Source organism: Virgibacillus sp. AGTR (assembly GCF_016919725.2).
Classification (GTDB): Bacteria; Bacillota; Bacilli; order Bacillales; family Amphibacillaceae; genus Virgibacillus; species Virgibacillus salarius.
Genome location: NZ_JAJERH010000038.1, coordinates 1 through 25,921, shown reverse-complemented (window position 1 = coordinate 25,921; position 25,921 = coordinate 1). Strand labels below are relative to the sequence as shown.

17 protein-coding genes, 1 pseudogene and 1 riboswitch are annotated in these 25,921 nt (G+C 38.0%); of the genes and pseudogenes, 15 read left to right on the top strand and 3 right to left on the bottom strand.

All coding sequences use genetic code 11. The annotated features are described in order from the left end of the window. Window positions 1–396: 396 nt before the first annotated feature. Window positions 397–1,383, bottom strand: a complete 987-nt coding sequence (locus tag JUJ52_RS14065; RefSeq protein ID WP_166530942.1) for a P1 family peptidase — start codon at window positions 1,381–1,383, stop codon at window positions 397–399. Window positions 1,384–1,478: 95 nt separating this feature from the next. Between JUJ52_RS14065 and JUJ52_RS14060 the strand changes: the two genes are divergently transcribed. From JUJ52_RS14060 to JUJ52_RS14045, 4 genes are all read left to right on the top strand, one after another. Then, the gene (locus JUJ52_RS14060; protein ID WP_026682783.1) at window positions 1,479–2,054 is read left to right on the top strand and encodes a peroxiredoxin family protein; all 576 of its coding nucleotides are present in this window, start codon (window positions 1,479–1,481) and stop codon (window positions 2,052–2,054) included. 186 nt (window positions 2,055–2,240) lie between these two features. Continuing rightward, window positions 2,241–3,362 carry a CdaR family transcriptional regulator gene (locus JUJ52_RS14055; RefSeq protein ID WP_205389651.1) on the top strand — a complete coding sequence of 374 codons (1,122 nt, stop codon included), beginning with the start codon at window positions 2,241–2,243 and terminating at the stop codon, window positions 3,360–3,362. Window positions 3,363–3,498: 136 nt separating this feature from the next. Further along, complete coding sequence (gene glcD, locus JUJ52_RS14050) at window positions 3,499–4,911, top strand: glycolate oxidase subunit GlcD (protein ID WP_205389652.1); 1,413 nt, start codon at window positions 3,499–3,501, stop codon at window positions 4,909–4,911. Further along, window positions 4,911–6,284, top strand: coding sequence for a (Fe-S)-binding protein (locus JUJ52_RS14045; RefSeq protein ID WP_205389749.1), 1,374 nt, complete (start codon window positions 4,911–4,913; stop codon window positions 6,282–6,284). The genes glcD and JUJ52_RS14045 overlap by 1 nt, the downstream gene beginning before the upstream one ends. 403 nt (window positions 6,285–6,687) lie before the next feature. Here JUJ52_RS14045 and JUJ52_RS14040 read toward each other — a convergent pair whose 3' ends face one another. Further along, window positions 6,688–10,968 (bottom strand): S8 family peptidase, encoded by a 4,281-nt coding sequence (locus tag JUJ52_RS14040; protein WP_205389653.1) that lies wholly within the window; start codon window positions 10,966–10,968, stop codon window positions 6,688–6,690. Between the two features lie 862 nt (window positions 10,969–11,830). Between JUJ52_RS14040 and JUJ52_RS14035 the strand changes: the two genes are divergently transcribed. The 7 genes and pseudogenes from JUJ52_RS14035 to JUJ52_RS14005 all read left to right on the top strand — a co-directional run bounded on the left by JUJ52_RS14035 (window position 11,831) and on the right by JUJ52_RS14005 (window position 19,984). Further along, entirely contained in the window at window positions 11,831–13,117 is a 1,287-nt protein-coding gene (locus JUJ52_RS14035; protein ID WP_205389654.1) for a globin-coupled sensor protein, read from the top strand. Window positions 13,118–13,940: 823 nt separating this feature from the next. Further along, window positions 13,941–14,088, top strand: a riboswitch (FMN riboswitch). 418 nt (window positions 14,089–14,506) lie between these two features. Further along, window positions 14,507–15,151: a riboflavin synthase gene (gene ribE, locus JUJ52_RS14030; protein ID WP_205389655.1), complete on the top strand. Its 645-nt coding sequence runs from the start codon at window positions 14,507–14,509 to the stop codon at window positions 15,149–15,151. Between the two features lie 12 nt (window positions 15,152–15,163). After that, window positions 15,164–15,778 (top strand): annotated as a pseudogene (gene ribB, locus JUJ52_RS14025) (3,4-dihydroxy-2-butanone-4-phosphate synthase); the annotation flags it as partial. 1 nt (window position 15,779) lies between these two features. Further along, entirely contained in the window at window positions 15,780–16,244 is a 465-nt protein-coding gene (gene ribH, locus JUJ52_RS14020; protein ID WP_026682777.1) for a 6,7-dimethyl-8-ribityllumazine synthase, read from the top strand. Window positions 16,245–16,912: 668 nt separating this feature from the next. After that, window positions 16,913–17,128, top strand: a complete 216-nt coding sequence (locus JUJ52_RS14015) for a hypothetical protein (RefSeq protein WP_121604706.1) — start codon at window positions 16,913–16,915, stop codon at window positions 17,126–17,128. Between the two features lie 13 nt (window positions 17,129–17,141). Continuing rightward, window positions 17,142–19,010 (top strand): ABC-F family ATP-binding cassette domain-containing protein, encoded by a 1,869-nt coding sequence (locus JUJ52_RS14010; RefSeq protein WP_121604707.1) that lies wholly within the window; start codon window positions 17,142–17,144, stop codon window positions 19,008–19,010. A gap of 398 nt (window positions 19,011–19,408) precedes the next feature. After that, window positions 19,409–19,984: a hypothetical protein gene (locus JUJ52_RS14005; protein ID WP_121604708.1), complete on the top strand. Its 576-nt coding sequence runs from the start codon at window positions 19,409–19,411 to the stop codon at window positions 19,982–19,984. A gap of 30 nt (window positions 19,985–20,014) precedes the next feature. Here JUJ52_RS14005 and JUJ52_RS14000 read toward each other — a convergent pair whose 3' ends face one another. Further along, window positions 20,015–21,733 carry a DNA-binding protein gene (locus JUJ52_RS14000; RefSeq protein WP_205389658.1) on the bottom strand — a complete coding sequence of 573 codons (1,719 nt, stop codon included), beginning with the start codon at window positions 21,731–21,733 and terminating at the stop codon, window positions 20,015–20,017. Between the two features lie 228 nt (window positions 21,734–21,961). On the opposite strand from JUJ52_RS14000, the gene JUJ52_RS13995 reads away from it, so the two are divergent. From JUJ52_RS13995 to JUJ52_RS13980, 4 genes are all read left to right on the top strand, one after another. Then, entirely contained in the window at window positions 21,962–23,014 is a 1,053-nt protein-coding gene (locus JUJ52_RS13995) for a C45 family autoproteolytic acyltransferase/hydrolase (RefSeq protein WP_026682774.1), read from the top strand. Between the two features lie 243 nt (window positions 23,015–23,257). Continuing rightward, window positions 23,258–23,929, top strand: a complete 672-nt coding sequence (locus JUJ52_RS13990) for a hypothetical protein (RefSeq protein ID WP_026682773.1) — start codon at window positions 23,258–23,260, stop codon at window positions 23,927–23,929. 334 nt (window positions 23,930–24,263) lie between these two features. Beyond that, the gene (locus tag JUJ52_RS13985) at window positions 24,264–24,479 is read left to right on the top strand and encodes a hypothetical protein (RefSeq protein WP_228089010.1); all 216 of its coding nucleotides are present in this window, start codon (window positions 24,264–24,266) and stop codon (window positions 24,477–24,479) included. A gap of 250 nt (window positions 24,480–24,729) precedes the next feature. Beyond that, entirely contained in the window at window positions 24,730–25,833 is a 1,104-nt protein-coding gene (locus JUJ52_RS13980; protein WP_026679592.1) for a glycerol dehydrogenase, read from the top strand. Window positions 25,834–25,921 lie beyond the last annotated feature (88 nt).

Below are 25,921 nucleotides of genomic sequence, written 5' to 3'. Positions count from 1 at the left end.
AAAGAGACTAAGATAAAAGAATGAAAAAACAATAAAAAACGAATGATAATTAGGTGAAATTAATTATCGTTCGTTTTTTGATTAGAATCATTCATTTAGCACCTGAAATAAGCGAGACTCCGGCGGGAACAGCACGAGTCCGAAGATCCACGTGGTAACGTGTTTTTCTTTGCCAAGTTAGCTGTGGCCTTGCCCGCGGAAAGCGCGTATAGTTTCACGGTGCGGCGATGATCCTCCTATTGATAACATGATTATTCGTATTTTGAGTAAAGAAGTTGTGTTTTTTCCCAGCCTCTTTCATGTTAACAAGTTAATTCGTGAAGCTAATTAAATCAGTAATTAAATTTCTATTAACATACCAGCGCTGAAATAAATCTATCGCTAGCAAGTACTAGCTTAGAAAGGTGCCTTTTCAATGACCCTTCCTTTTCTTCCTCTCGTAGTATCTGCTTTTTTTAATGAACGAATAACACCTTCCTCAATCACTTCGACTACTGCTTGAAATAACTGATTCATAATAGGATGATCATCACGGAGATACGTCATGGCGTCGTTCATCGTACTTCGTTTATGCTCATATGTATGTGCTGTGGAAAAGGCGATTGCAATGTCGCCACTACCATTATCCAAATGACTACCAGTTCTTCCTAGTCCTGCAGCACATCGTTTGGCTAGCCGTTTCAGCTGCCTATGATACATAGGAGCATCCGTTGCAATCACCATCATAATCGATCCATCTGGTGTGTCTAAGTATATTTTATCCCAAGCAGCAAATAAAGCATCTTCTCGCTTTCCAAAATTACTTACAACAAGACAGCCGACAGTATACTTTTCATTCAGGTGGGTAACGATTCGCGATGCAGTGCCGATACCGCCTTTATAGCCGAAACATACCATTCCTTTTCCAGCACCTACTGCGCCCTCTTTTACTGGATGTATAGTTGCATTTCTAATGGCTTGGATGGCATGTTCTGGTTGAATTGCCGGGTATCGTGCTGTATGTAAATAACTATCATTGCATTCGCCAACGACCAGATTAATGGAACTAGTAGTATCTCCTATTTCTTTTGTTGTTTCAAGCATATATTGCAGCGTTCCTTGCCAAACAGAACCGACACTAAACGTATTTGTTAGCATAATTGGTGATTCTAATAAACCGAGCTCCTCCAGTTGAACAAGACCAGTTGTTTTACCAAAACCATTTAATACAGCGCTGCCAGCATGTGTTTTTTTTCGAAATAGATTACCACTGTGTGGCAATATAGCGGTTACACCAGTACAAATGGTTTGCTCCTCATTTAATTTTTCATATCGTGTTACATGGCCTACATGAACATCATGTACATCGGTAATACAGTTGTTTATCCCTTTTTGTAGTTTCATGAATAATTACTCCTTTTTTAAAGTATTATAGCAAAGTATGTTCTCCTAGCGTATGTGGAATAATAGTCCTAAATAGTATGTCAAGGAGGGCATTTATGAAGCGAGTGACGCTATACCTACCATTGTTGGTAGCTATAATTACCATTATTTATATGCTGTATATTATCGTAGAACAACCATCTACTACCAACGATACAAAGCAGGAAAGTGTGTCTGTTAGTAGTGATAACAGTCCAAGTGATATCGATGAAGGGCTTCAAGTAGGGAAACTAGCACCAGATTTTACGTTAAAAGGTCTAGATGGTAAGAAATATCGTTTATCAGATTTTCGTGGAAAAAAAGTAATGTTAAATTTCTGGGCATCATGGTGTCCACCATGTCGTGATGAAATGCCAGCAATGCAACGCTTCTATCAAGACAAAGATGTCGTATTACTTGCTGTTAATTTAACAAGTACAGAGCGGAAAAAAAGTGATGTTACTAACTTTATAAAGCAATATAAGCTGACGTTTCCAATCTTATTGGATGAAGCAGCAGAAGTCAGTGACAGATATCAAATCAAACCAATACCGACTACGTACTTAATTGATTCCAAAGGGCATATTCAATATAAAGCCTTCGGAGCAATGAGCTATGAGTTAATGATTCAGGAATTTCAGAAGTTAGAATAACATTTGGTGTTCTATAATCCAATCCGTTTACATGCCATACCGGTGAAAACCAACATTTATCGTTGTTCTGTTTTTGGTTGATTTAAACACTTTTGTCACCGTCTCGTAAATGAGTATTTCTTTTCTATGCGATCATAATAGTGATAGAATAGATGAAATAACTAAGCGAATTAGTAGGTGAAGCTATTGGACAATGTTCTATTTCATACAGATCAAATATATAATGCGATCGTACGAGAAATTAATCGTTTAATAGATGAACAGGTTATATTGATAAATGAGCAAGGTGTAATCGTTGCAAGTACAAACTCGGATCGTATTGGTAGTTTTCATGAGGGCTCCTATCTTGCTATGAAAAACAAGGAAAAGATGATTATGACAGATGACGATGTTAAGCGACTACGAGGAGTCCGCCCTGGTGTTGTACTACCTATTATTATTGAAGATAAACCGATGGGAGTTTTAGGAATAACTGGCGAACCTAGTGTTGTAGAACCATATGCAATGCTCGTACAAAAGGTTACTGAATTATTTATTCATGACTCCGTTGCTCGAATTAATCAGGAAAGTAAAACACGTGATTTGGAATTTTTTATTTTTGATTGGCTTAACCATACAGGGGATTTTTCACAATTATTAGAGCGAAGCGACTTTCTTCATATTGATATGTTTTCCTATGATCAGGTTGTTGTTTTTAAGTGTGATTATCTAAAAATAAATCTGACGTATAACCAACTTGAAATGGTAAAGAAATTATGGAGTTCAACGATAAACGCATTATTTATTCGCTGGGGACAAGAAAAAATTGTTATGCTGCTGGAAGCGGTAGAAAAGGATAGGCTAACTGAAAAGCTGCTCTCATTTATTACTCATATAAAAAAGGAAATGGATATTCAGCTATATGCAGGCGTTGGCAATAAAAACGATTCAAAAAGATTATCTTACTCGTTCCAGCAGGCGAATAAATCTAGTGAATATGCTAATTCTAAACATCCCGTTGTTTTTGAAGCAGATCTACGTTTTGAGATGTTGACACATGAATTATCCGCAGAGACAAAAGATCAGTTTGTCCTACGTTCAATAGGAGCGTTAATTCAAGAGGAAGAATTAATGCAAACACTATCAAGTTGGTTCGAGAATAATATGGCAGTGCAATTAACAGCAGATAAATTACATATTCATAAAAATACACTGCACTATCGTTTAAATCGAATTGCGGATGTAACAAAATTAAATGTGAGAAATGTAGACGATTTAATGCTTTTATATATAAGTCATCGATTTTATAATGAAAAAAGGAAAACATAACTAAAATGTGTTAAACTTTTTGTTCATATGTATAAAGGAATTCGCTTACTAAGAAAAATATTTGTGCAATCGCACATATATTTTTCTTTTATTATTTCATAAAATAGAAGTATGATGACAAATTAGGAGAATGTATATGTTACATATGAATGTAAAAGAAAAACTGGTTTCCATTGTTGGAGTGGAAAATGTGGAAGATAATAATGCTAGCTTATTAGCTTATTCCTACGATTCTACTGCAAGATATCAAGCACTTCCTGATGCTATGGTCGCTCCGCGTAATAAACAGGAGGTAGCGGCAGTTGTCAAGCTCTGTAACGAGTATAAAATCCCAATTGTACCACGTGGTTCAGGAACGAATTTATGTGCAGGTACAACCCCAACAGAGGGGGGAATCGTTTTGATATTCAAGCACATGAATCAGATCTTAGAGATTGATCAAGAAAATTTAACGATGACCGTTCAACCAGGTGTCTATACAAAAGAAATTTTGGAGGCAGCCATAGAAGTTGGATTGTTTTATCCACCCGATCCTGGTTCGATGCATATTTCTCAGATTGGTGGCAATATTAGTGAGAATTCCGGTGGTCTTCGTGGACTCAAATATGGGGTAACGAGAGATTATGTTCTTGGTCTAGAGGTTGTGCTCCCTAACGGTGAAATCATTCGAACAGGTGGAAAGCTAGCTAAGGATGTTGCTGGCTATGACTTAACCAGATTATATATAGGTGCTGAAGGAACGCTTGGTGTCATTACGGAAGCGATCCTGAAATTAATACCACAACCCGAGACAAAAAAGACAATGCTTGCACTTTATGAGGATTTAGAAGCTGCTGCAGAAACGGTTTCCGCGATTATTGCTAACCGAATTATTCCTGCAACGTTGGAATTTCTTGATCAAGCAACGGTTCAGGTAGTTGAGGATTTTGCAAAAATCGGGTTACCAACAGAAGCAAAAGCCGTTTTGTTAATTGAACAAGATGGTGCAGCAGAAGTAGTTGCTCGCGACATGGAGAAAATAGAAGCGTTATGTAAGGAAAATCGAGCGTTTGATGTTCAGGTAGCAAGGACTAATGAGGAAGCAGATCAATTAACTGCAGCAAGGAGATCAGCTTTATCAGCTTTGTCACGATTAAAGCCAACCACCATATTAGAGGATGCAACAGTCCCGCGTTCAGAAATTGCAGAAATGGTAAAAGCAATCGGTGAAATAGCAGAAAAATATCAATTAAACATCTGTACATTCGGTCACGCAGGAGATGGGAATTTACACCCGACGTGCTTAACGGATGCTCGAAATGAAGAAGAAATCGAATTAGTTGAAAAAGCATTTGCGGAAATCTTTCAACAAGCAGTGGATCTTGGTGGGACAATTACTGGCGAGCATGGAGTAGGTATGATGAAGCTTCCATATTTACATTTGAAGGCTGGTGAGCATGGAGTGGAAGCGATGCGTAGCATTAAAAAAGCGATTGATCCAAATATGATTATGAATCCGGGTAAAATGTTTGAGACCACTGAAAGAAAAAGAGTGGTGGTTGAACAATGATGGATAAACAGGAAAAAAAGCAAATTCAGTCAGCATTCAAAGAAAAAATGGATTACGATGAATTAATGAATTGTACCAGGTGTGGTTTCTGTTTACCAACTTGTCCAACGTATATTGAAACGGGAAGAAATGAGGTCCATTCACCTAGAGGTAGGATTGCATTAATGAAGGGGCTTGTAGATGGTGTTATTGAGCCGAGTGAAGAAGTAAAGCAATCCATTGATATGTGTCTTGGTTGTAGGGCATGTGAACCAGTTTGTCCTTCTGGTGTGAATTTTGGTAGATTGTTAGAGCAAGCTAGGGATGCGATTTATCAAAATAAAAAACAAACCGTACCTGAAAAAGTTATGAAGGGTATCTTTTTTAAAGGTATTTTTCCACATCAAAATCGAATGGTAGGGCTAACGGGATTATTGAGTTTTTATCAGAGGTCAGGTGCGCAGAAGCTAGCACAGGCAACAGGTATAATGAAGCTATTTCCTGAAAGCATGCGTACAATGGAAAAGGTGTTGCCAAAAGTTCCGAAAAAAAGTGAAATGAAGGCTCGACCACGCCACTTACAGCCACTAGTAAAGGAACGAAAGAAGAAAGTTGCCTTTTTCTCTGGTTGTTTAATGGATACAATGTTTATGCGCACAAATGATGCCACCGTAAAATTGTTACAGTATGCAGGTTGTGAAATTGTCGTTCCTGATACGCAAGCATGCTGTGGTGCTCTACATGGTCATAGTGGGGAATTGAAACAAGCAAAAGAAATGGCAAAACGTAATATTCAGGCATTTGAAGTAGCGGGTGTTGATTTTATTATTACCAATGCGGGAGGCTGTGGTGCCTTTTTAGTAGAATATGATCATCTCCTAAAGGATGATCCTGTATGGAGTGAACGTGCGAAAAGTTTTTGTGCTAAGATTAAAGATATAACAAGTATATTAATTGAATTAGATTTTCATGAACAACCGCTTGCGCTTGAGAAAAAAATTATTACCTATCAAGACTCTTGCCATCTGAAAAATGGACAAAAGACGTTTATGGAGCCTAGACAATTACTTGAGTCTATCGAAGGTGTTCGGTATGTAGAAATGAAGGATGCAAGCCGATGCTGCGGTTCAGCAGGTATCTACAATATTGTACAATCGGAAATGTCTATGCAAATTTTAGATTACAAAATGGAGCAGGTACAGAAAACAGAGGCAAAAATGATTGTTACTGCTAACCCAGGTTGTTTATTGCAGATGAAGCTTGGGATTGAGCGTGAAGGATTATCTGATGAAATGCAAGCTGTGCATATCGTTGATTTACTACTTGAAGCATATGAGAATGCGAATGCTACAAACGAATCAAGTAATCAACAATTTTTAGCTATGCAGACATAAGAACAAAAGTGCTAGCGCCAAATTAGAAACGTAATGACTGGAGCGAGCTAAAGGAGATAAAATATCTCCTAGACTACAAAAAAGGAGCTGTCACTTCAAAAAGACAGCTCCTTTTTCTAATCACGGAAATATGCAATATTCCGTGGGAAAGAGTTAGACCTTTTACTACATCTTCTTTATACTATTTTTCATCTCATAGAATATCATAGAATATTAGCATTTTCCGTCATTTCCACTATACATGGCTTTGGATTAATCTCCTTTCCATTCGTTTGCTCCAAAGGAGATGATTCCGTCGTCATTTATCTCCTATATAACTGGCAGTACTCCACCCGCTTCAAGCAATAAAGGGAAACCATTATTGGTAAGTGGGGGATAAACAAAACCCCCACTGAAAGAAGTCTCAATTTATAAAGAGTTTTCCGTTTGCCTGTTGACGATTAGTATTTCCATATTCATCTTCAACCTTAACTTCAATAACAGCTCCTTGTGCACGTAGGTTATTGATTGCTGTCCAAAAGCCTTGATAATGGCCATCTGATGTTTCTATCATGGGCAATTCGGTTACATTTGCAAGTCCTAAGGGTTCATTAACCAGTGGCATATGAATAAGAAAAGAAGCTTTAAGACCTGGAACACTATCAAACTCGATATGAACGGATTCTCCTGTTTCAAGAAATACGTCATCCTCCGGATTAAGGTGATTAATAGATGGAATGGTATGGTTTACGTCAACTGTAATGGTTTTCTTGACCTGATTTCCGCTTCTATCTTTTGCAATGACTTCGATTAGATTTTCACCATTGTTTACCATAACCCGTTTTGTGTAATTACCATCGTCCGAAACCGTTGCTTGTTGTCCATTAACTGTGACAACATCAAGATTACCAACGGATACTGTACCTTCAACAGTTATAACTTCTCGATTTGTTTTTTCTCCATCCTTAGGAGAATCAATTGTTAGGGAAGGTTCTTTGCTGAACGTAACAGTAACCGATTCTGATTCACCTACGGGCTGACCGTTGTATAAAGAGACGATAGTAAGCTCATTTTCTCCTTCCGTAAGCACTGTATCTATTGTAAAGGATCCGTCTTCAGCAACCTCCACTGATTCACGTTCTTCATCGTTATTCATAAGCTGTGCAATGGTTCCTGGAGAGGCGGTACCCTCGATTGTGAGCTGTTGCTCATTGGTATCGTAATCCGCTTCCGGTGATGTGATTACAGGTGTTGCAAAATCAGGAGTGTCTTTTCCATAATCAACCACAGCACGTATCATATAGTTACCTATATTATCGTTTGCTTTGAACCATTTTCCGCCAATGTAGTCCCAGCTTTTTCCCGCAGCATTTTCAATGTCACCATCTGAAACAAATCCAGGAATAAACGGATAGTCATTTGCTTGAAGGTAAACGACATAGAAATCATCCTCAACGACAATGCCATGTTGCGAAAGGTCTACTTCTGTCCATTGATTTAAATCTCGTTTTGCTTTTGCTTCAATTGGTCCCGCTAATCGATTTCCAGGAGCTCCATTTTCACCCGTGGCATCATAAATTGCGATCAAAATATCATCTCCACCAGGTACAGGGACGTGAGATGCCCAAAATTGGAGCTTTGCACCTGTTAGCATAGCGGATTCCTTTCCTTCATCTAAAGCCATTTTTACAGCAAAGCCATTGCCTTCTAAGAGCATGGCTAGATTTTTACCATAGTCTCCATTGTCATAATAAATTTCTGACGTCTCATTGCTGGAGAACGTTGTTAATTCAAAGTCTAGCTGGTTTGCCTCATTTTCCTTCACCAGTACAGACTTAGCTTCACCATCATATCCTTCTGCAAATACTTTTACTGTATAAGCACCCTCATAGGCTTGCAAAGTATAGGTACCATTTTCGCTAGATTTAACAGGTTCCGCATGCTCGTCTTCCAATAGAAAAATGGTTGCATTTTCAATTTTATTACCGTTTTTATCTGTAATTGTTCCCGAGATTTCCTGCTTAGGTAGCGGCTCTAAGGAAATTGTCGGAGAAATATCCCCATTCTCAGATAACGTCACAGTCTCTGTTACCGGGCTATATCCATAGGCATTAACGGATAGTGTGTAATCACCGGGTGGGTGATGAATGATAAATTCTCCATTTTTAGGATTGGATTTTGTTTCCCATCCAGTTTCTTCTACTCCAATGGTAGCTTCACCTACGGGTAAGAGATCTGAATCATTGGTTGCTTGTAAAGTAGATATTGGATAGGATAAATGTTCCTGCATATCCTGCATAGTCGTTTTCATCGTTCCAGATGTTTTCATGTTTTGCTTCTCGTTTTTTTGTGCACGATCGTTTGTTAGACGAACATCGTCAAGATACCATCCAGCAAATTGATTATCCTGTGACTTTAAATTAAACCCAATATAAATCTTTTCTCCTGCATAGTCAGATAAATCAATTCCTGTTTCGTGCCAGTTGTCATTCGATTCTGTAATATGATACAATTCTTCCCAATTTTCCTTGTCAGTAGAAACATATATTGTTCCTGTATCCCAGCCGAAATAGCTTAACTCGTACCATTGTTTAAAGCGCAGTTGTGTTCCGTTCTCTGGAAGAATTGGTGGCATAACCATCGTCATATCTGAATGCATTTCATATTGTCCACGAAGATTTGTGCCCAGTAATTTTCTACCAGAGGCCGCTTCTTCTGGTCCGTAGCTTGGTAGTCCCCATTCCCAGGAATTATTAGTACCAAAGGAATACCAGCCGTCTGGATAAGATTCAAAGTCTTCTGAGTAGCCATCCGTTATACCTTCCTCTATACGAACCAATTGAGGTTCACTTTCTGTTACATTTCCACTGAAATCTTCGACTCTCCACCAATAATGTAGTGACGTACCTGAAATATCTTCTAGTGGCACAACAGAAGTATACGAACCACTTTGATGGTTTCCTTCAATTATAGCAGCTGGATAGCTACGTTCTGTATTATTGTCATACTGTACATGTAGTGTAACATCATTAACACTTGTATTATCTTCCGCATGTACCGAAAAAGAAGCATTTTCATTTAAAAACACAGCTTCTCTGAGTTCTGATTCTACTGTTGGAGCTTGATCATCTTGTCCATACGTCTGAACCTGTCCTGTAATTGTGCCTATTCCTTGTTCAACAGCTTCTACTGCATCGTCTACATTTAGAATACCGTACCCATAACCATTATTTGGGGCATTTGTATACTCCTCATTCGTTTTTTCCGTAGCAGTTAGCTTTAAGATATTTTCTATCTCATCAACGGTTAAAGAAGCATCGACTTGCTTCATTAATAATATTGCAGCTGCAACATGTGGGGCGGCCATAGAAGTACCGCTAGACTCCCCATAGTCAAATGTATCCCATGATGCACCAGGTAGAGAAGAACGAATGGTAACTCCGGGAGCAGAGATATCTGGTTTTATTTCACCTCTCTCTGACGGTCCTTGAAGAGAGAACGATGCTAAATCATCATTTGCATCAGTAGCACCGACAGCAATGGATTCTGGATAGTTCGCTGGTGCTGAAGCTGTACCAGGCTCTGATGGATTCAAGAACCCTGCATTTCCTACAGAGAATATAGGAACGATTCCAGCACTGCGCCATGCCTGTACCATTGGTCGAAACCAGTCATTGTTTATTGGGCTACCACCCCAAGAGTTATTTACCACATCTGGAGCTTTTTCCGGATGAGGCTCACCGTTCTCATCTGTTGGGGCAAGTATCCATTCTGCGGCTTCCAAAATATAAGAGTCATAGCCTGTTCCTTGATAGAATGCTCTGGTAGCAATCCACTTTGCACCTGGAGCGACACCGATTTTATTTTGTCCACCTTCCTCTTGACCAACCATCGTGCCCATGGTATGCGTTCCGTGGCCATCTGAATCCATTGGACGTGAGCGATCAAAAACAGCGTCATGCCAATTGAATTCATGAACTGGTTGATCGGGATCATCTTCTTGATAACCTCTGTATTGTCTGGTTAAAGCTGGATGATTACCTTCTACTCCACTATCAATATTTGCAACGACGGTACCCTCTCCAGTTATATTTCTTTCCCAAACTTCCGGTGCTCCTACTCGCTCAATATTCCATTCGGTATCCTCTGACTGGTTGTCTGTTTGTTTTACGGCGAACGTATTATCCTCTTCAATAGGAAGAAGTTGCTGTTGTTCATCCAGTATGATCGATTTTACCTGCTTAGATTTAGCGATTCTTTCCACTGATTTCTCATTTCCGGTAACAGAAAAGGCATTAACAATGAAATAGCTGTGAAATTGCTTGATGTTCCCCGATTGTTTTTGTTTTTTTAGTAAGGACTTTAGATCCTGTTGCGTTTTTTCGGCATTTTCTTGTAATGCAGACACAACGGTCCTTTGTTTGAGTTGTTTTGCCTTAGCGGTAGAAAGTTTTGCTTGTATTGCTTCTTTTTTTGCACTTTCTGCTAGCTGTACAGTATTGACCTGATCCTTAAGAATAACTAGATAACGCACATAATCAGTTTTATCAAATGTTTTTACTAGCTTACTTTGTATTACTTGACTAGCAGACTCGCGCTTATCTTGTTGGGCAAAAACATGTGATAGATATGGCGTAGCTAATGTGATAAGTAAGATACAGATTAGCAGAACGGCAATATATTTCCTCATGGGAAATTGCTGCATTTTTTCTCCTCCTTTTTTTGGTATAAATTCCCCCTAGTTCCATTGGTAGTTGTCTCTAACTATATATGGAGAGTAGTGTAGAACTTTGTCAATATTTGTCTTAATTTTAAAAATGATAGTTTTGTAGCTATTTTTCCAAAATTTTTCGTAGTTCTTTTCTCCTGCTTCATTGTAGTGAACAGCGTGTAAACGTGAATACATTAATAATCTTAGGTCACTAACATTTACCAGGTTTTTAAACGGTTATTGATAAATAAACCATTGGTATTAGTTTCGCAATTTGATTTCATGCAATTATTTCTTTATTAATGAAAATAGGGCATCATATGTGTTTCGTTTATCCCGCATATAAATTCAAGCAATAAAGGAAACCAATATGTTTAAGTAGGGGATGGACTGCCAGTCAATGTCCGATTGGTTCAAAGGCCTTAGGTCATATCCTTGAAAGATAAGAAGTATAAAATTTGCCCATGTGGATAAATATGGGCGTGTTGAGCCACATCCAGCTCCAGCACCCAGAAACGAGGTGACTTCACGAATCTCCCTAATCTAAGTCATCATCGGCTTGCAAGCTCATCGTAATTTCTTTATCTCCGTTGACTCGCTCCAGTCCCTACGGTTCTAATCAGGCGCTTTCGCTTTTGCTCTGGAACTAACTTTCGGTGGAGGATAAAACAACACCCCTAACTCATTGAATTTTCACTTTATAAACATTTATACTCGCGTGAAAATAGACTATCTAGTAAATTAGGGCTGAATTAACCATAAAAACTACAAGTCGATCGAAGGGATCGTTCACTAGACTGAAAATAAGTAACTATTTTGCCGATATTAACCCTATACAGATAGGGGGAAACAATTGATGTTAAGAAATACCAAAAAAACTACCACACGTCAATTAGAAGGTGGACAAGCCAAGCTTCAAATAGAAGCTGGTAGTGAAGTAGAGAGACAATTTCAGATGATTGGACTTACGGAGGCCGATTTACGAATAATTCATTGTACGCAAGAATATGTCGTAGAAAATCTGGATTTTATGGTTGATAGATTTTATCAAAATCTAGAAAATGAACCTGCTTTACTACAAATTATTAATCAACATAGTTCTATAGAAAAACTAAAGCAAACTTTAATAAGACATATCTCGGAAATGTTTACAGGGGTAATCAATGAGGAATATTTCTCCAAACGACAACGAATCGCTTTAATACATGTACATATCGGACTTGATACAAAGTGGTACATGTGTGCCTTTCAAGACCTGTTCTTGTCATTGGTGACAATAATAGAGAAGAACATTAACTCAAAAGACGAATGTTTCCTAGCAATTCGATCCATTTCAAAAATAGTAAATTTAGAGCAACAGCTGGTATTGGAAGCATATGATGCGGAAACAGAGCGGATAAAAAAACAAGCAGAGGAACAAAAGCAATTAATACGAGAAAATGTAGCACATGCATCGGAGAATCTTGCGGCCATATCGGAAGAAACAAATGCTGCGTTCCAACAACTGAGTTCACAATCAGATGAAATTGTATTAATTGCGAATGCTGGGTCAGAGCTTTCACATTTAGCAGAGAAGCGAGCGACAAATGGTAAGCAGCAAGTAAACGAACAGAAGGAAAACATGTCGACAATTCATTATTCTATACATAAGCTTGCTAGTGAGGTGAAGGCTTTAGCAGATATATCAAAAAAAATGCAAGGAATTATTGATATTGTAACGGGGATCGCTGATCAAACAAGCCTGCTTTCTCTTAATGCTTCAATTGAGGCTGCACGAGCTGGTGAGCACGGTCGTGGATTTGCAGTCGTGGCAGAAGAAGTTAGGAAACTTGCAGATGAAACAAAAAGATCAGTCACAAATGTGTCAACCCTTATCTCGAATACAGATCAACAAGTAGAAAAATTAACTGGATCATTATATAAAATTAGCGAAGAAATCGAAAATGGAAACGATACGTTAAAAGAATCGGAAACGCATTTTGCAGAGATTGTTAATACGATGAAAAAAACCAGGATTCAAAATAATAAGATTGAAAAAGAGTTTATTTCATTTGTGAACGTATTGGATGAATTAGGTAAAGCAATGGACGAAGTGGCTTCTTCAGCAGATAATCTTACGATGATTACTAGTGAAATGCAATAGCAAGGAAGGTACTGTAATAATTACTATTTTATGGTGTGACCCATTTATTATATAACCATATATTTATTTTTTATCCCGCATATAACTGGCAGTAAGTCCCCACTTCAAGCAATCAAGTGAAACCAATATGGATAAGTGTGGGATCGACTGCCAGTAAATGTCCGATTGGTTCACCTAACCATCCGTGAGGATAACAAACCCCCCACGGATGGAAGTTTCACTTTATCCCGCATATAACTGGCAGTAAGTCCCCACTTCAAGCAATCAAGTGAAACCAATATGGATAAGTGTGGATCAACTGCCAGTAAATGTCCGATTGGTTCACCTAACCATCCGTGAGGATAACAAACCCCCCACGGATGGAAGTTTCACTTTATCCCGCATATAACTGGCAGTAAGTCCCCACTTCAAGCAATCAAGTGAAACCAATATGGATAAGTGTGGATCAACTGCCAGTAAATGTCCGATTGGTTCGGGCCTAAATGGAAGTAGGTCACAAAGGCGTTGCCACAGGATGTGGCGAATGAAGCCTTTGTACGTATATGTTTTAAAAACAGATGGAAGCTTCACTTGATTTGATTACAGAAGTACGAATATCTATAGTTAAATGAATGCTTACACAACTTTAGGAAGCTATAAAGATGATGGGGGAGAAAAATATCTCCTTGCATTTTTATATAAGTATTGATAATATTTAAGCAATAATCCTTAAGGAAAGTGGAAGGATTTTGGTAGGAACTTGGCGGTGGTTTATAGGAACCAATAAATGCCCCTATAATAATAAAAAGTTACTACCGTAATAAGGAAAATATAATATAGTAGTTATTTCCTTCGGGGTCGGGTGAAATTCCCAATCGGCGGTGATGAAGTTATTTACTTCTTAGTCCGTGACCCGTGCGGCATAATGCCAAACGGTGGATCTGGTGTGACTCCAGAGCCGACAGTTAAAGTCTGGATGGGAGAAGGAATTTTTGACGCAGCATGTTAGCAAATAGGATACGTATGCTATTTGCCAACGTTTTTTTGCCATTCATATTTTCAATGGCTTATTTACGTATACATGTGGTGACGAAATTCTGTCCTCAAAGCCTCTGAAGCGAAATTCAGAGGCTTTTTTCGTAGTCTAGTAAATTTGTCCATATGGATAAATTTGGGCGTGTTGAACCGCGTCCAGCTCCAGCGCCAAGAAACGATGCGACTTCACGAATCGCCCTGCGATAAGTCATCATCGGTTCGCAAGCACAACGTGATTCCTTTATCTCCGTTGACTGGCTCTAGTCGCTACGTTTCTAATCGTGCGCTTGCGCTTTTGTTCTACTGGTTGGAAAGATAAAACCAGTATAAGTTCGATCTAGTACGCTTCAATTTTAGGAAAAAGGAGTGAAATTTATGTTTACTGGAATTATTGAAGAGAAAGGTGTCATTCGCTCCATAAAGCAACCATCTAAACAGGCAATCTTTTTAACAATTACTGCCAAAAAGGTGATCATGGATATGCACGTTGGTGATAGTGTTGCTGTTAATGGGACTTGTCTAACAGTTGCTGCATTTGATGATATTGGCTTCTCTGCGGAGGTGATGCCAGAGACAATGAAAGCTACCTCTCTAAAGGAACTGACGAAAGGGTCTGAAGTGAACCTAGAGAGGGCGATGGGAGTTAACAGTCGATTTGGTGGACATTTTGTTTCTGGCCATGTTGACGGTACTGGAACGATTATTCAGAAATATCAAAAGGAGAATGCCATTTATTATGACATTGAAGTGGATAAGGAACTAGAAAGATATTTACTAAAAAAGGGTTCGATTGCAGTCGATGGTGTAAGCTTAACACTATTTCAAGTTCGTGGGAATGTCTTTACGATATCATTAATTCCTCATACAGCTTCCGTGACTATTTTAGGAGATAAAGGCAAGGGGAGCTTGATGAATATAGAGTGTGATATGCTCGTGAAACATGTAGAGCAATTGCTTTCCCATTCTACTGATTCAAGGGAGCTTGATCATAATTTTCTTAAACAAAAAGGTATTATCTAGGAGGTGCCATAAATGAACACAATTGAAGAGGCTATCGATCAATTAAAGACAGGGAGACCTATCATCGTTGTGGATGATGAACAGAGAGAAAATGAAGGAGATTTAGTAGCACTATCTGAACTGATCACTCCTGATACGATAAACTTTATGATCACCCACGGTAAAGGCCTGGTTTGTACATCGATTGAGTCAGAAGTAGCAGAGCGAGTTGGACTTTCTTTAATGACATCAAACAATAACGATCCGCTATCAACAGCCTTTACAGTCAGTATAGATTATAAGGATACAACTACTGGGATAAGCGCACATGAACGCTCAACGACAATTCGTGCCTTAGTTAATAAATTTGCAATGAAAGAGGATTTTAAACAGCCAGGTCACGTATTTCCTTTAATTGCTAAGGGTGGAGGTGTTTTAACACGTCCTGGACATACAGAAGCTTCCGTGGATTTAGCAAAACTTTGTGGAGCAGCCCCATCAGGAGTTATCTGTGAAATAATTAAAGAAAACGGCATGATGGCGAGAGTGCCAGATTTAGAAAGAATGGCTGCCAAGTTTAACTTATGTATGATTTCTATTGAAGATTTAATCAATTATCGATTAATGATAGAAGAGGAGTGTAAGCAAAATGGGACATATATTGGAAGGTAATCTTGTAGGAACCGATTTAAGAATCGGTATTGTTGTAAGTAGGTTTAATGACTTTATTACTAGTAAACTTCTCGAGGGGGCTGAGGATGCCTTAATTAGACATGGTGTAGCAAAGGAAAATATTACGATTGTTTGGGTTCCTGGAGCATACGAGCTTCCATTAATTGCTAAGAAAATGGCTCTGAAAGCAGACTATGATGCCATTATTACTTTAGGAACAGTTATTCGAGGCTCGACACCTCATTTTGATTATGTTTGTAATGAAGCAGCAAAGGGGATATCTCAAGCATCCTTACAATCCGAGAAGCCAGTTATTTTTGGTGTCTTAACAACGGAGTCCATTGAGCAGGCAATTGAACGTGCTGGTACAAAAGCAGGTAATAAAGGAGCGGAAGCAGCGTTATCAGCTATAGAAATGGCAAATTTACTTCGATCATTATAAAACGATATATCAAAGCAAGTAAGCAACTTCTCAGAAATAAGAGGAGTTGCTTTGCTTATTTTGCTATTTCTCTTTCTTACTTTATTCCACATAACTGGCAGTAAGCCCCCCACCTCAAGGAATAAAGTGAAAGCAATATGGATAAGAAGGTGTTCAACTGCCAGTAAATGTCCGATTGGTTCACCTAACAATCAGTGGTGGATAAACAAAACCACCAACTGATTGAAGTTTCACTTTATCTAAAATAATATCCTTCTAACGTTGGAAAAATCCATAGGGATAGGATAAACTTGTCCGTAGAGGATTTTTTTAATTTATCCCGCATATAACTGGCAGTAAGATCCGCACTTTAAGCAATGAAGTGAACCCAATATGGGTAAGTGTGGAACAACTTTCAATAAATGTCCGATCGGTTTAAGGGCCTTTAGGTCATACCCTTGTGGTACTAACCATCCGTGGGGAAAAACAAAACCCCCCACGGATGGAAGTTTCACTTTATCCCGCATATAACTGGCAGTAAGATCCGCACTTTAAGCAATAAAGTGAACCCAATATGGGTAAGTGTGGAACAACTGCCAGTAAATGTCCGATCGGTTCACCTAACCATCCGTGGGGAAAAACAAAACCCCCCACGGATGGAAGTTTCACTTTATATATAAAAAATATGAATGATAAAAGATCTTGTGTTCACAGATATGGGGGAGATTATTATTAAGCTATTATTAGGACAATTAGTAATCATTGCTGTTGTATGGACGGGAATGGCTTTTTTCTTTTCAGAGATGGCTGAGCCAAGTAAAGTTATTTTCTACCTTGTAACTTCTTGGATGCTATTGTTAATTGTTATTATTATTAAAACATGGTTAAAGAATCGAAAGAGTTGAAGGATGATCGAGAATGCTAACCGTTGAAAATATAACGAAATCATTTGGTGATAAAATATTATTTCAATCTGTTTCCTGTATCATTGCTGCGCATGAACGAATAGGGTTAATTGGAGTAAATGGTACCGGGAAGTCTACATTCCTTAAAACAATCGCAAAACTTGAGTCACCAGAACAGGGTACGATTCAGCACGCAAAAGATTATCAAATTGAATACTTAGCCCAAGATCCAGATTTAGATGGGGATTTGACAGTGATGGAGCAGATTTATTATGGTAATTCGTTAATTATGCGTGTGATGCGCGATTATGAGCGAGCATTGCTGGATTTACAACGTGATCCAACAAGTGAAAAAGCGCAATCAAATTTGCTTGTGATGCAGCAGAAGATGGATGAGGCAAGTGCGTGGGAAGCAAATACAGCAGCCAAAACGGTCCTAACGAAGCTAGGCATTACAGAATTTAATAGAAAAATAAATGCGTTATCTGGGGGACAAAAAAAGCGAGTGGCTATTGCCAAAGCCTTAATTCAGCCTGCTGATCTCCTCATTTTAGATGAGCCGACGAACCATTTGGATAATGAGACGATTGAGTGGCTTGAGAGGTATTTACAATCATATCGTGGCTCCCTATTAGTAGTTACACACGATCGATACTTTTTAAATCGTGTGACGAATCGAATTTTCGAATTAGACAAAGGAAAGCTTTATTCGTATGAAGGGAATTATGAGATTTTTTTAGAAAAAAAGGCAGAGCGTGAAGCGCTGGAGAGAAGTAATGAGATGAAGCATAAAAATACGCTACGCAGGGAGTTAGCGTGGTTAAAGCGTGGAGCTAAAGCTCGTTCGACAAAGCAAAAAGCAAGAATTGATCGTGTTCATGAGATGAAGGAAAAAACATTTGACACGAATGAGCAAGCCATTGATGTACCCGTAGGATCTGTCCGATTAGGGAAAAAAGTAATAGAGCTGAAGGAAGTAGATAAGTCCTTTGCCAATAAACAAATCGTAACCAAATTGAATCAATTAATTGTTCCTGGAGACAGATTAGGTATTGTAGGTCCAAATGGGTCTGGGAAAACGACGTTGCTCGACTTAATGGCACAGCGTATTACACCAGATAATGGAGAAGTTATTATTGGTGAAACAGTGAAAATCGGCTATTATACACAGGGTGATGAAGAGCTTAACGGTGAAATGAGAATCATTGATTATATAAAAGAAGTAGCTGAAGTTATCCACACAAAAGACGGGGCGATTATTACAGCTGAGCAAATGCTCGAACATTTTTTATTTTCTCGAACACAACAGTGGACGTATATTCGGAAGCTATCAGGTGGAGAAAAACGTCGTCTCTATTTATTGAAAATATTAATGGAAGAACCAAATGTTTTATTTTTAGATGAGCCTACCAATGATTTAGATACGCAAACATTAAGTGTATTAGAAGAGTATCTCGATCAATTTCCTGGCGTCGTTATAACAGTTTCACATGATCGATACTTTTTAGATCGAGTGATTGACCGTTTATTAGTTTTTACGGAAAATAATCGTATAATACCTTACTATGGAAACTACACGGACTATCTAGAGAAACAGAAGGAAATACCGATGACCCAAAAGCCTGTTGAAAAAACAGAAAAAGTAAAGCCGAAGAAACAGAGGAAAAAACTTTCCTATAATGAGCAAAAAGAATGGAATGAAATTGAAGATGTTATTACAGCATTGGAAGAAGAACTGGAAAAGATCCAGGATAACATTGTAAATGCTGGAAGTGATTCAGAAAGAGTCCAAGTATTATTTAACGAACAGCAAGAGATAGAAGCCAAATTAGAGGCAAAGATGGAACGTTGGGAAGAGTTATCATTATTAATTGGTGAATAGAACCTACCTGCAATGAGGTGCATCCCTAAAGTTAGACCAAATATCTAATTGCTAGGGGTGTTTTTTGTTGTCTAGGAAAATTATAAAATATGCCCATGTGGATAAATAGGGGCGTGTTGAGCTGCGCCCAGCTCTAGCGCCCAGAAACGATGCGACTTCACGAATCGCCCTAATCTAAGTCAACATCGGCTCGCAATCTCACTGTGATTCCTTTATCACCGTTGACTCGCCAATCATCGTTTCTAATCGGGCGCTTGCGCTCTTGTTCTTTATTGTAAATCCATACATGAAAACAGCGTTTTGTATTGGATAAAAGCGCTTAATTGTTTATCTGTATAGAATTACGAAGATAAGCTTAAACTAACCTCAACGATCGTTTATTCAGGTGGTTAAAGCGTATGAGTGTAGATGAACTATATTATCAAATTTATGAATTAAAAGAAAGACTTGGCATTCTACAGGAAGAGTATTGGCATCAAACTTCTGGTCCAGATACATGGTATTTTTGGTTCAATATTGTGAGTGTAATCATTCCTTTCGTTCTTTTATACTTTTTCTTGGATCGAGGGAGAGTATTTGAAATCGGTTTTTATGGTTTTGCCATACATGTCATGTGGTCTAATCTTGATAATGTATTATCGATGTATAATTATCTTATTACACCACATAGTATTTCCTACTTATTTCCAACAAGTCTTACAGTGACAACAGTTGTGCTGCCGATTGGATTTATGTTGCTCTACCAATATTGTACGAATAAAGGGAAAAATTTTTATTTATATGCTATCGTGCTTTCTGCTGGATTTGGATATGGATTAGCCTCTATTTTTATTGCTTTGGATATGTTAATTTTGCATGGAGGAATGAAGTTAACCTATATATTCTTATTGGATGTTGCTATTTCGTATCTTGCTTTTTGGCTAACCAAATTGTTCTGGTGGTTAAAAAATCATGGACCTAAAAAAACAGGCTAAGGAGTAAATCCTCCTAGCCTGTTTTTCCTTTTATTCTGTTAGTCCCTCAATGGAGATTGTTTCTACTATTCCGGTTTGATTGTCACGCATATTTGCTTCTAATTGAACTTTATCGCCTATTTGCAAGAAAATGGATCTTGGTGCTTTTCCAGAATTTACGGTATAAATAGTCGCATCATCTTTAAGTAAGAATTGAACAATTTGTTTTTTATCTTGCGTTGTTACAACAACCCGTTCAACAATACCATTTCTCTTTTCTAATGCTGCTTCTCCAGTTGATTCCACATTACTAGGATCTTGCGCCAAAGCTAAACGATAAGCCTCAAGTGTACTTCTGGCAGTATCACCAAAAACAACAAAATCGGAATCAGACGCTTTAATATATGCATAATGTTTAAATAATCCGTTTGGATCAAGGACATTTACAACCCATGTTGGATTCCCATCAATGTTGTAAAGAATTGGCATGGAACCAGTCCATTTCTTTTCAGGGAACTCTTTATTTACAATTTCCTTTGCACCCTTACTATCCATTATGCCGTTATTCTTTTCCCCGTTATAATATGTTAGTTCACCTGTTCTTGCATTAATTAAGGTGTAACCAAGTGCGGAGTCAATATTCTCTTTTGGGGAAGACATATCAGTAAAATAATGCATCTCTCCATTCTCATCAAAAATTGGTGTAACGCTTGATTCCGTACCAGATTCATTCGGAATCTTTACATCCTTTTTGCCAAAAAGGGAGTTCAGCCACCCATGAATATATTTCCCGAAATATTCATTCTCATTTGAGGCCATTTCTGAACTAATGGATCCATCAATAAATTCAGGTGCATCAGCAGCATAATATAGTTTAACATCACCTGTAACAGGATCGACTACGGCAACATGTAATTTTTCCATATCTGGCTTGTTCGTTAGTCCGATTGGTTTAAAGAGCGTTTGAACATACCAAGGCTTTCCATTTTCGTCTACTTCAATTTGTGCCTCACCACTTCGAATATAATCTGGATGCGCATTATAAATGGTACGATCAATGTTATGATGAAAGTAGCTCGAATTTGTATACTTCATATTATTTTTAATAAATTTTGGCTGGGCATTAACATCAGTAGCAGAGATAGTGAAATAACCTTCTGTCTCTTTGCCTCTAAAGTACCTCCAGAAATCAGTGAACTCTACCGGTGCAACGAACACAATGTCATCTTTAATTTTTTGCACCTGCAACTTACCTAAGTCATAATATTGTGTGTTTGGTACTACACTCATCGCCTTCTGTACTTTATTTCGAGCAAACTCAGGCGAAACAACAATTGGTGTAGCATCTTTATCTAAAGGTTTGGCTTCAGCTACTTCTTCTTTAGCAATGGATTCATACGTATCATCTAAGGTGAATATTCCTAATACAAAAAATCCAGGAATAGCTATAACAGTAAATACAATGATGGCCCCTGTGATCACATCAAACTGTTGACTTGATTTGCTAAAAGGCTGGCTTGACGTAAGCATATACAAACCAGTCATACCAGCTACTCCAATGATGATATTGGCAATCGTCATATTTGGAATCGTAATAGGTGGCATAAAAATATAGACGATTATAGCCCCTATGATAAATAAAGTCGCAAATATAATAGCAACTGCCTTAAAAGTTGTTCCTCGATATTTCTTGTTTTTAAGTACAAAATATCCAGCAATAACAAAATACAGGATAAAGGATAGAATCGTTGTTGTTAATATTCCTGTCATGCTTTCATCTCCTATCTTCTTTACAAGAGGGAACTTTGAGAGTCCGGAAAAAATAGTAGCTTTATATACACAAAAACAATATGTGAACCCTACAAGTAATGATGTGATTATTACCTTTATGAATGTATACGTTGAAAATGAATAAAAAGTTTCAGTTTAGGCACATTTATTTTCAAATAAATATAAATTCATTAAAATAGGGGGATACGAATGCAAAGGGGGGAGCGGATGAAACAAATTTATAGTGATGTTATTCAATTTCGTGGTAGTCATTATGAATATGGGATTAGGCAGGGTGAATGGTTAAGAAATTCATTTATTCTTGAAAACAGAAAGAAGCAATGGGGAATTAGAAGACCGCGTTTCACTATTAATGAAAGTGAGGCAAAGGCGGCTATCACGACGTTTGCTCCAGGAATATGGGAAGAACTTCAAGGACTCATGCATGCGTTAAAGTGGGATATCAATGATGTACTTCAAGAGTTCGGTGGCTATCGTTTAGCGTATACCAAAAGTGGTTGTTCTATTTTTACAGGGTCCAATTATATGATACGTAATTATGACTATCATCCGAAAACTTATGAAGGGCGCTATACCATTTTTCAACCAAATGATCAAGGTTTCGCGACCATTGGACCGTCACAGCGCATTACTGGCAGAATGGATGGTATGAACGAACATGGTCTTGCATTGGGCTATAATTTCATTCATCGTCGAAAGCCGGGTGATGGCTTTATTTGTAATATGATCGGAAGAATAATTTTGGAAAGCTGTAGAAATACAGAAGAGGCAATACATTTATTGAAAGATATTCCTCATCGGCACTCATTTAGTTATGTATTGTTAGATAGGAGCGGGGATTCTATTGTAGTAGAAGCATCACCGCGAGCTGTTAAGGTACGTCAGTCACATGTATGTACCAATCATTTTGAAACATTAACAGCTGAAAACCGTTACCATTTGGATGATTCCTATCGAAGGAAGCGGGCAATAGATGAGCAAAAGGGGTCATTAAATAATGCTTATCAAGCATTTGAAATGATGAATAATTCAACAAGAGGTGTATTCTCTACTAAATATAAAAACTGGTCGGGAACCATTCATACCTCTGGTTATTTTCCTAAAGAATTAAAGGTGTGGTTTGCTTTAGGTGGAGATCGAAAGCCAGAAATCTTTGACTTTAAACGATGGTTAAAAGGGGAGAATATAGCCATGAAACGAGTAATTGGAATGGTTGATACGGACTTGCCATTTGTTCATATGGAAGAAAATGTTCGATAAATACTATTATTTAGGAATTCAATGTTTAAAGTGTTGAGGTTTAAGGGAAAATAAATTTAGACTGACATTATCTGTACAAGTACTTGCTCAACAGAATAGGAGTTTATTACAGCTCAAGAAACATGGATTACATGCATGATCATTCAGAATAAAAGGATTTATTTATTTGAATGAAGTTTTACTTTATTTATGAGTTCCAGTTATATTATACTCAAATGGAATATGAAGGTAGGAGGTAATCTAATGAAGCTTTTTCAGGTAAGGAAGGGCCAATTCGTTTTTTACAAGAATGAATTGCATAAAGTATATTCGGTAAAACCGATGTTTAAAAAATCGGTTCATTTATATCGCCTAAAGGATATGCAGCAAATTCTAACGAAAGCAAGCGAAATAGAACTCTATAGACCACAACATAATGATACATTTATTTTTTACGGGAAAAGGTATACGATTGATAAGAATAAGATGCCAGAACCAGGGGACTATATTCTAATTATTAAGCCAGCTCCAGATTTCCTTGACCATTATTCCTTAAATGCTATTGAAAAAGTAGATAGTGTGGAAGACGGGAATGTTGTTACCACTAGAGATAATGGAGTGAAGCATAGTGAATATGTTGTAATGGTCCCAGGTAAGGCTGATGCAAGTCAAGAAATAGCTTATTATGATAAAAGCCTCGTGCCAGAAGAACAGCAAATTCAAGATGAATCGATTAGCTACCTTGCTGAAAGTGACGGTAGCTTAAAGCCAGTCGTTGGTGATATATATATTGATATTGCTAATGAAACAAAAGCAATGATTGTCGCTATGACAGAAGATGAGGTTGTGTTCGGGCATGGAGTACGTGTACATGTGGCGGATCTACTTAATGAGGAAAATTACAAGTTAGTTTATCGTTTTGAGGAAGATTTATAATTAATCATCAGTCCCTAATCATTAAAAATTGGCGATTAGGGATTTTTTTATAAGTTAAGAAAGTATAAAATCAGTGCAATGATTGCGTTAAGCCAAGTAGTTATTTTGAAATGTTTGATGTATATTGGCAATGCTCCGACTAATTACTTCGCTTCCCGCGGGCACGGCCTCAACTAACTTTGCAAAGAAGAACACGTTGCAAAGTGGATTTTCGGCTCGCGCTAATCCCGCAGGAGTCTACGTAATTAGTCTCCGCTATGAGAAGGTGCAACAATTCTTGTCATAAGAAATAGGTTGACTTTTTTTACAATGGGTAAAGTGAAAATCGCTATTCGTGAGTATAATAGCAGCTGTGTTACTTCATGCTAGCGTTGTAGAGCCTGATAATAGCGAAGGGCGGCCACTTCAACTCCTGTGGGAAATGTTTGACCTGAAGATCCACTTTTTTGAGCGGGTTTTGCTAAAAAAGTTAGCTGAAGGACAAACCCCACGGAAAGGGAAGTGGGCAGCTGGAGTGGTGGTCAAGCAAGCAGTAGCTATTATTCCATAATAGCTACTAGAGGAAGCGTAAATCTGAGCATTTAGTGATAAGGAATGAGCGAATTTTGCTCAGTTTTTCTTATGGTTATAAGCAGACATAATACAAAGGGTTCGTATGTCTCAAGGAGGTGTCATAAAATTGAATGCGCGTAAATGAAAATCTTTGATTATGAATATAATGTGAAATACTTCACAAAATATGGATGAAAATTCGTAGAATTGGTATACTATAGATGTAAAAATTAGAAAGGGTGAAGAAAATGTCAAATATTGTTTTTGTATCACCTGGTAAATATATTCAAGGAAAAGATGCCTTACATCTTATTGGAAAACATGTGAAATCAATCGCAGAAAAGCCACTTATTCTTTCTGATGATGTGGTTTGGGACATAACTAAAGAGACAATTGAAGCAAGCATGAGGGAAGAAAATTTGGACTATCATTATGTTCCGTTTAATGGAGAGGCCTCATTAAGTGAAATAAAAAGAGTGGTAAATGAAGGGAAGGATCATCAGGTAGATGTAGTAGTTGGTGTAGGCGGAGGGAAGACATTGGATACAGCTAAAGCGATAGCAAATGAATTGCATGCTCGTGTTGTTATCGTTCCAACTACTGCTTCAACAGATGCACCTACGAGCGCATTATCTGTGATATATAGTGATGAAGGAGTGTTTGAAAGTTATAAGTTTTATCATAAAAACCCTGACTTAGTACTTGTTGATACTGCAGTTGTCGCCAAAGCTCCAGCTAGATTATTTGCGTCTGGTATTGCTGATGCGATGGCTACATGGGTAGAGGCTCGAGCTACACTGAAGCGCAATGGTGATACGATGGCAGGCGGAAAAACAAGTATTGCAGCTAAGGCAATTGCTAAAGAGTGTGAAAAAACATTATTTGCATATGGAATAGCTGCATATCAAGCAGTAAAAAAAGGATTGGTTACGAATCATGTAGAAGCTGTAGTGGAAGCTAATACATTATTATCAGGATTAGGTTTTGAAAGTGGTGGCTTAGCAGGAGCACATGCCATTCATAATGGATTCACCGTACTCGAAGGTGATATTCACCACCTTACTCATGGCGAAAAGGTTGCATATGGTACATTGGTGCAGTTGCTATTAGAGCTCCATAGCGAGGATGAAATGATAAAATATATTCAATTTTATCGCGAACTTGGTCTTCCAACTACATTACGAGACATGCATTTAGACGATGTTTCTTATGAGGAGCTGCTAAAAGTAGGCGAGGCAGCTACGCAAGAAGGAGAGACGATGAAAAACTTATCACCAAGTATTCAGGCTGGTGATGTTGCCTCAGCTATACTTGCAGTAGATCAGTTAAGCAAACAATTTGTGAATAAGTAATATCAAAAAACTGTCCATGGCGATTTTATCTCATGGACAGTTTTTGTTTCTAAGTTAAGAAAGTATAAAATCAGTGCAATGACTGCGC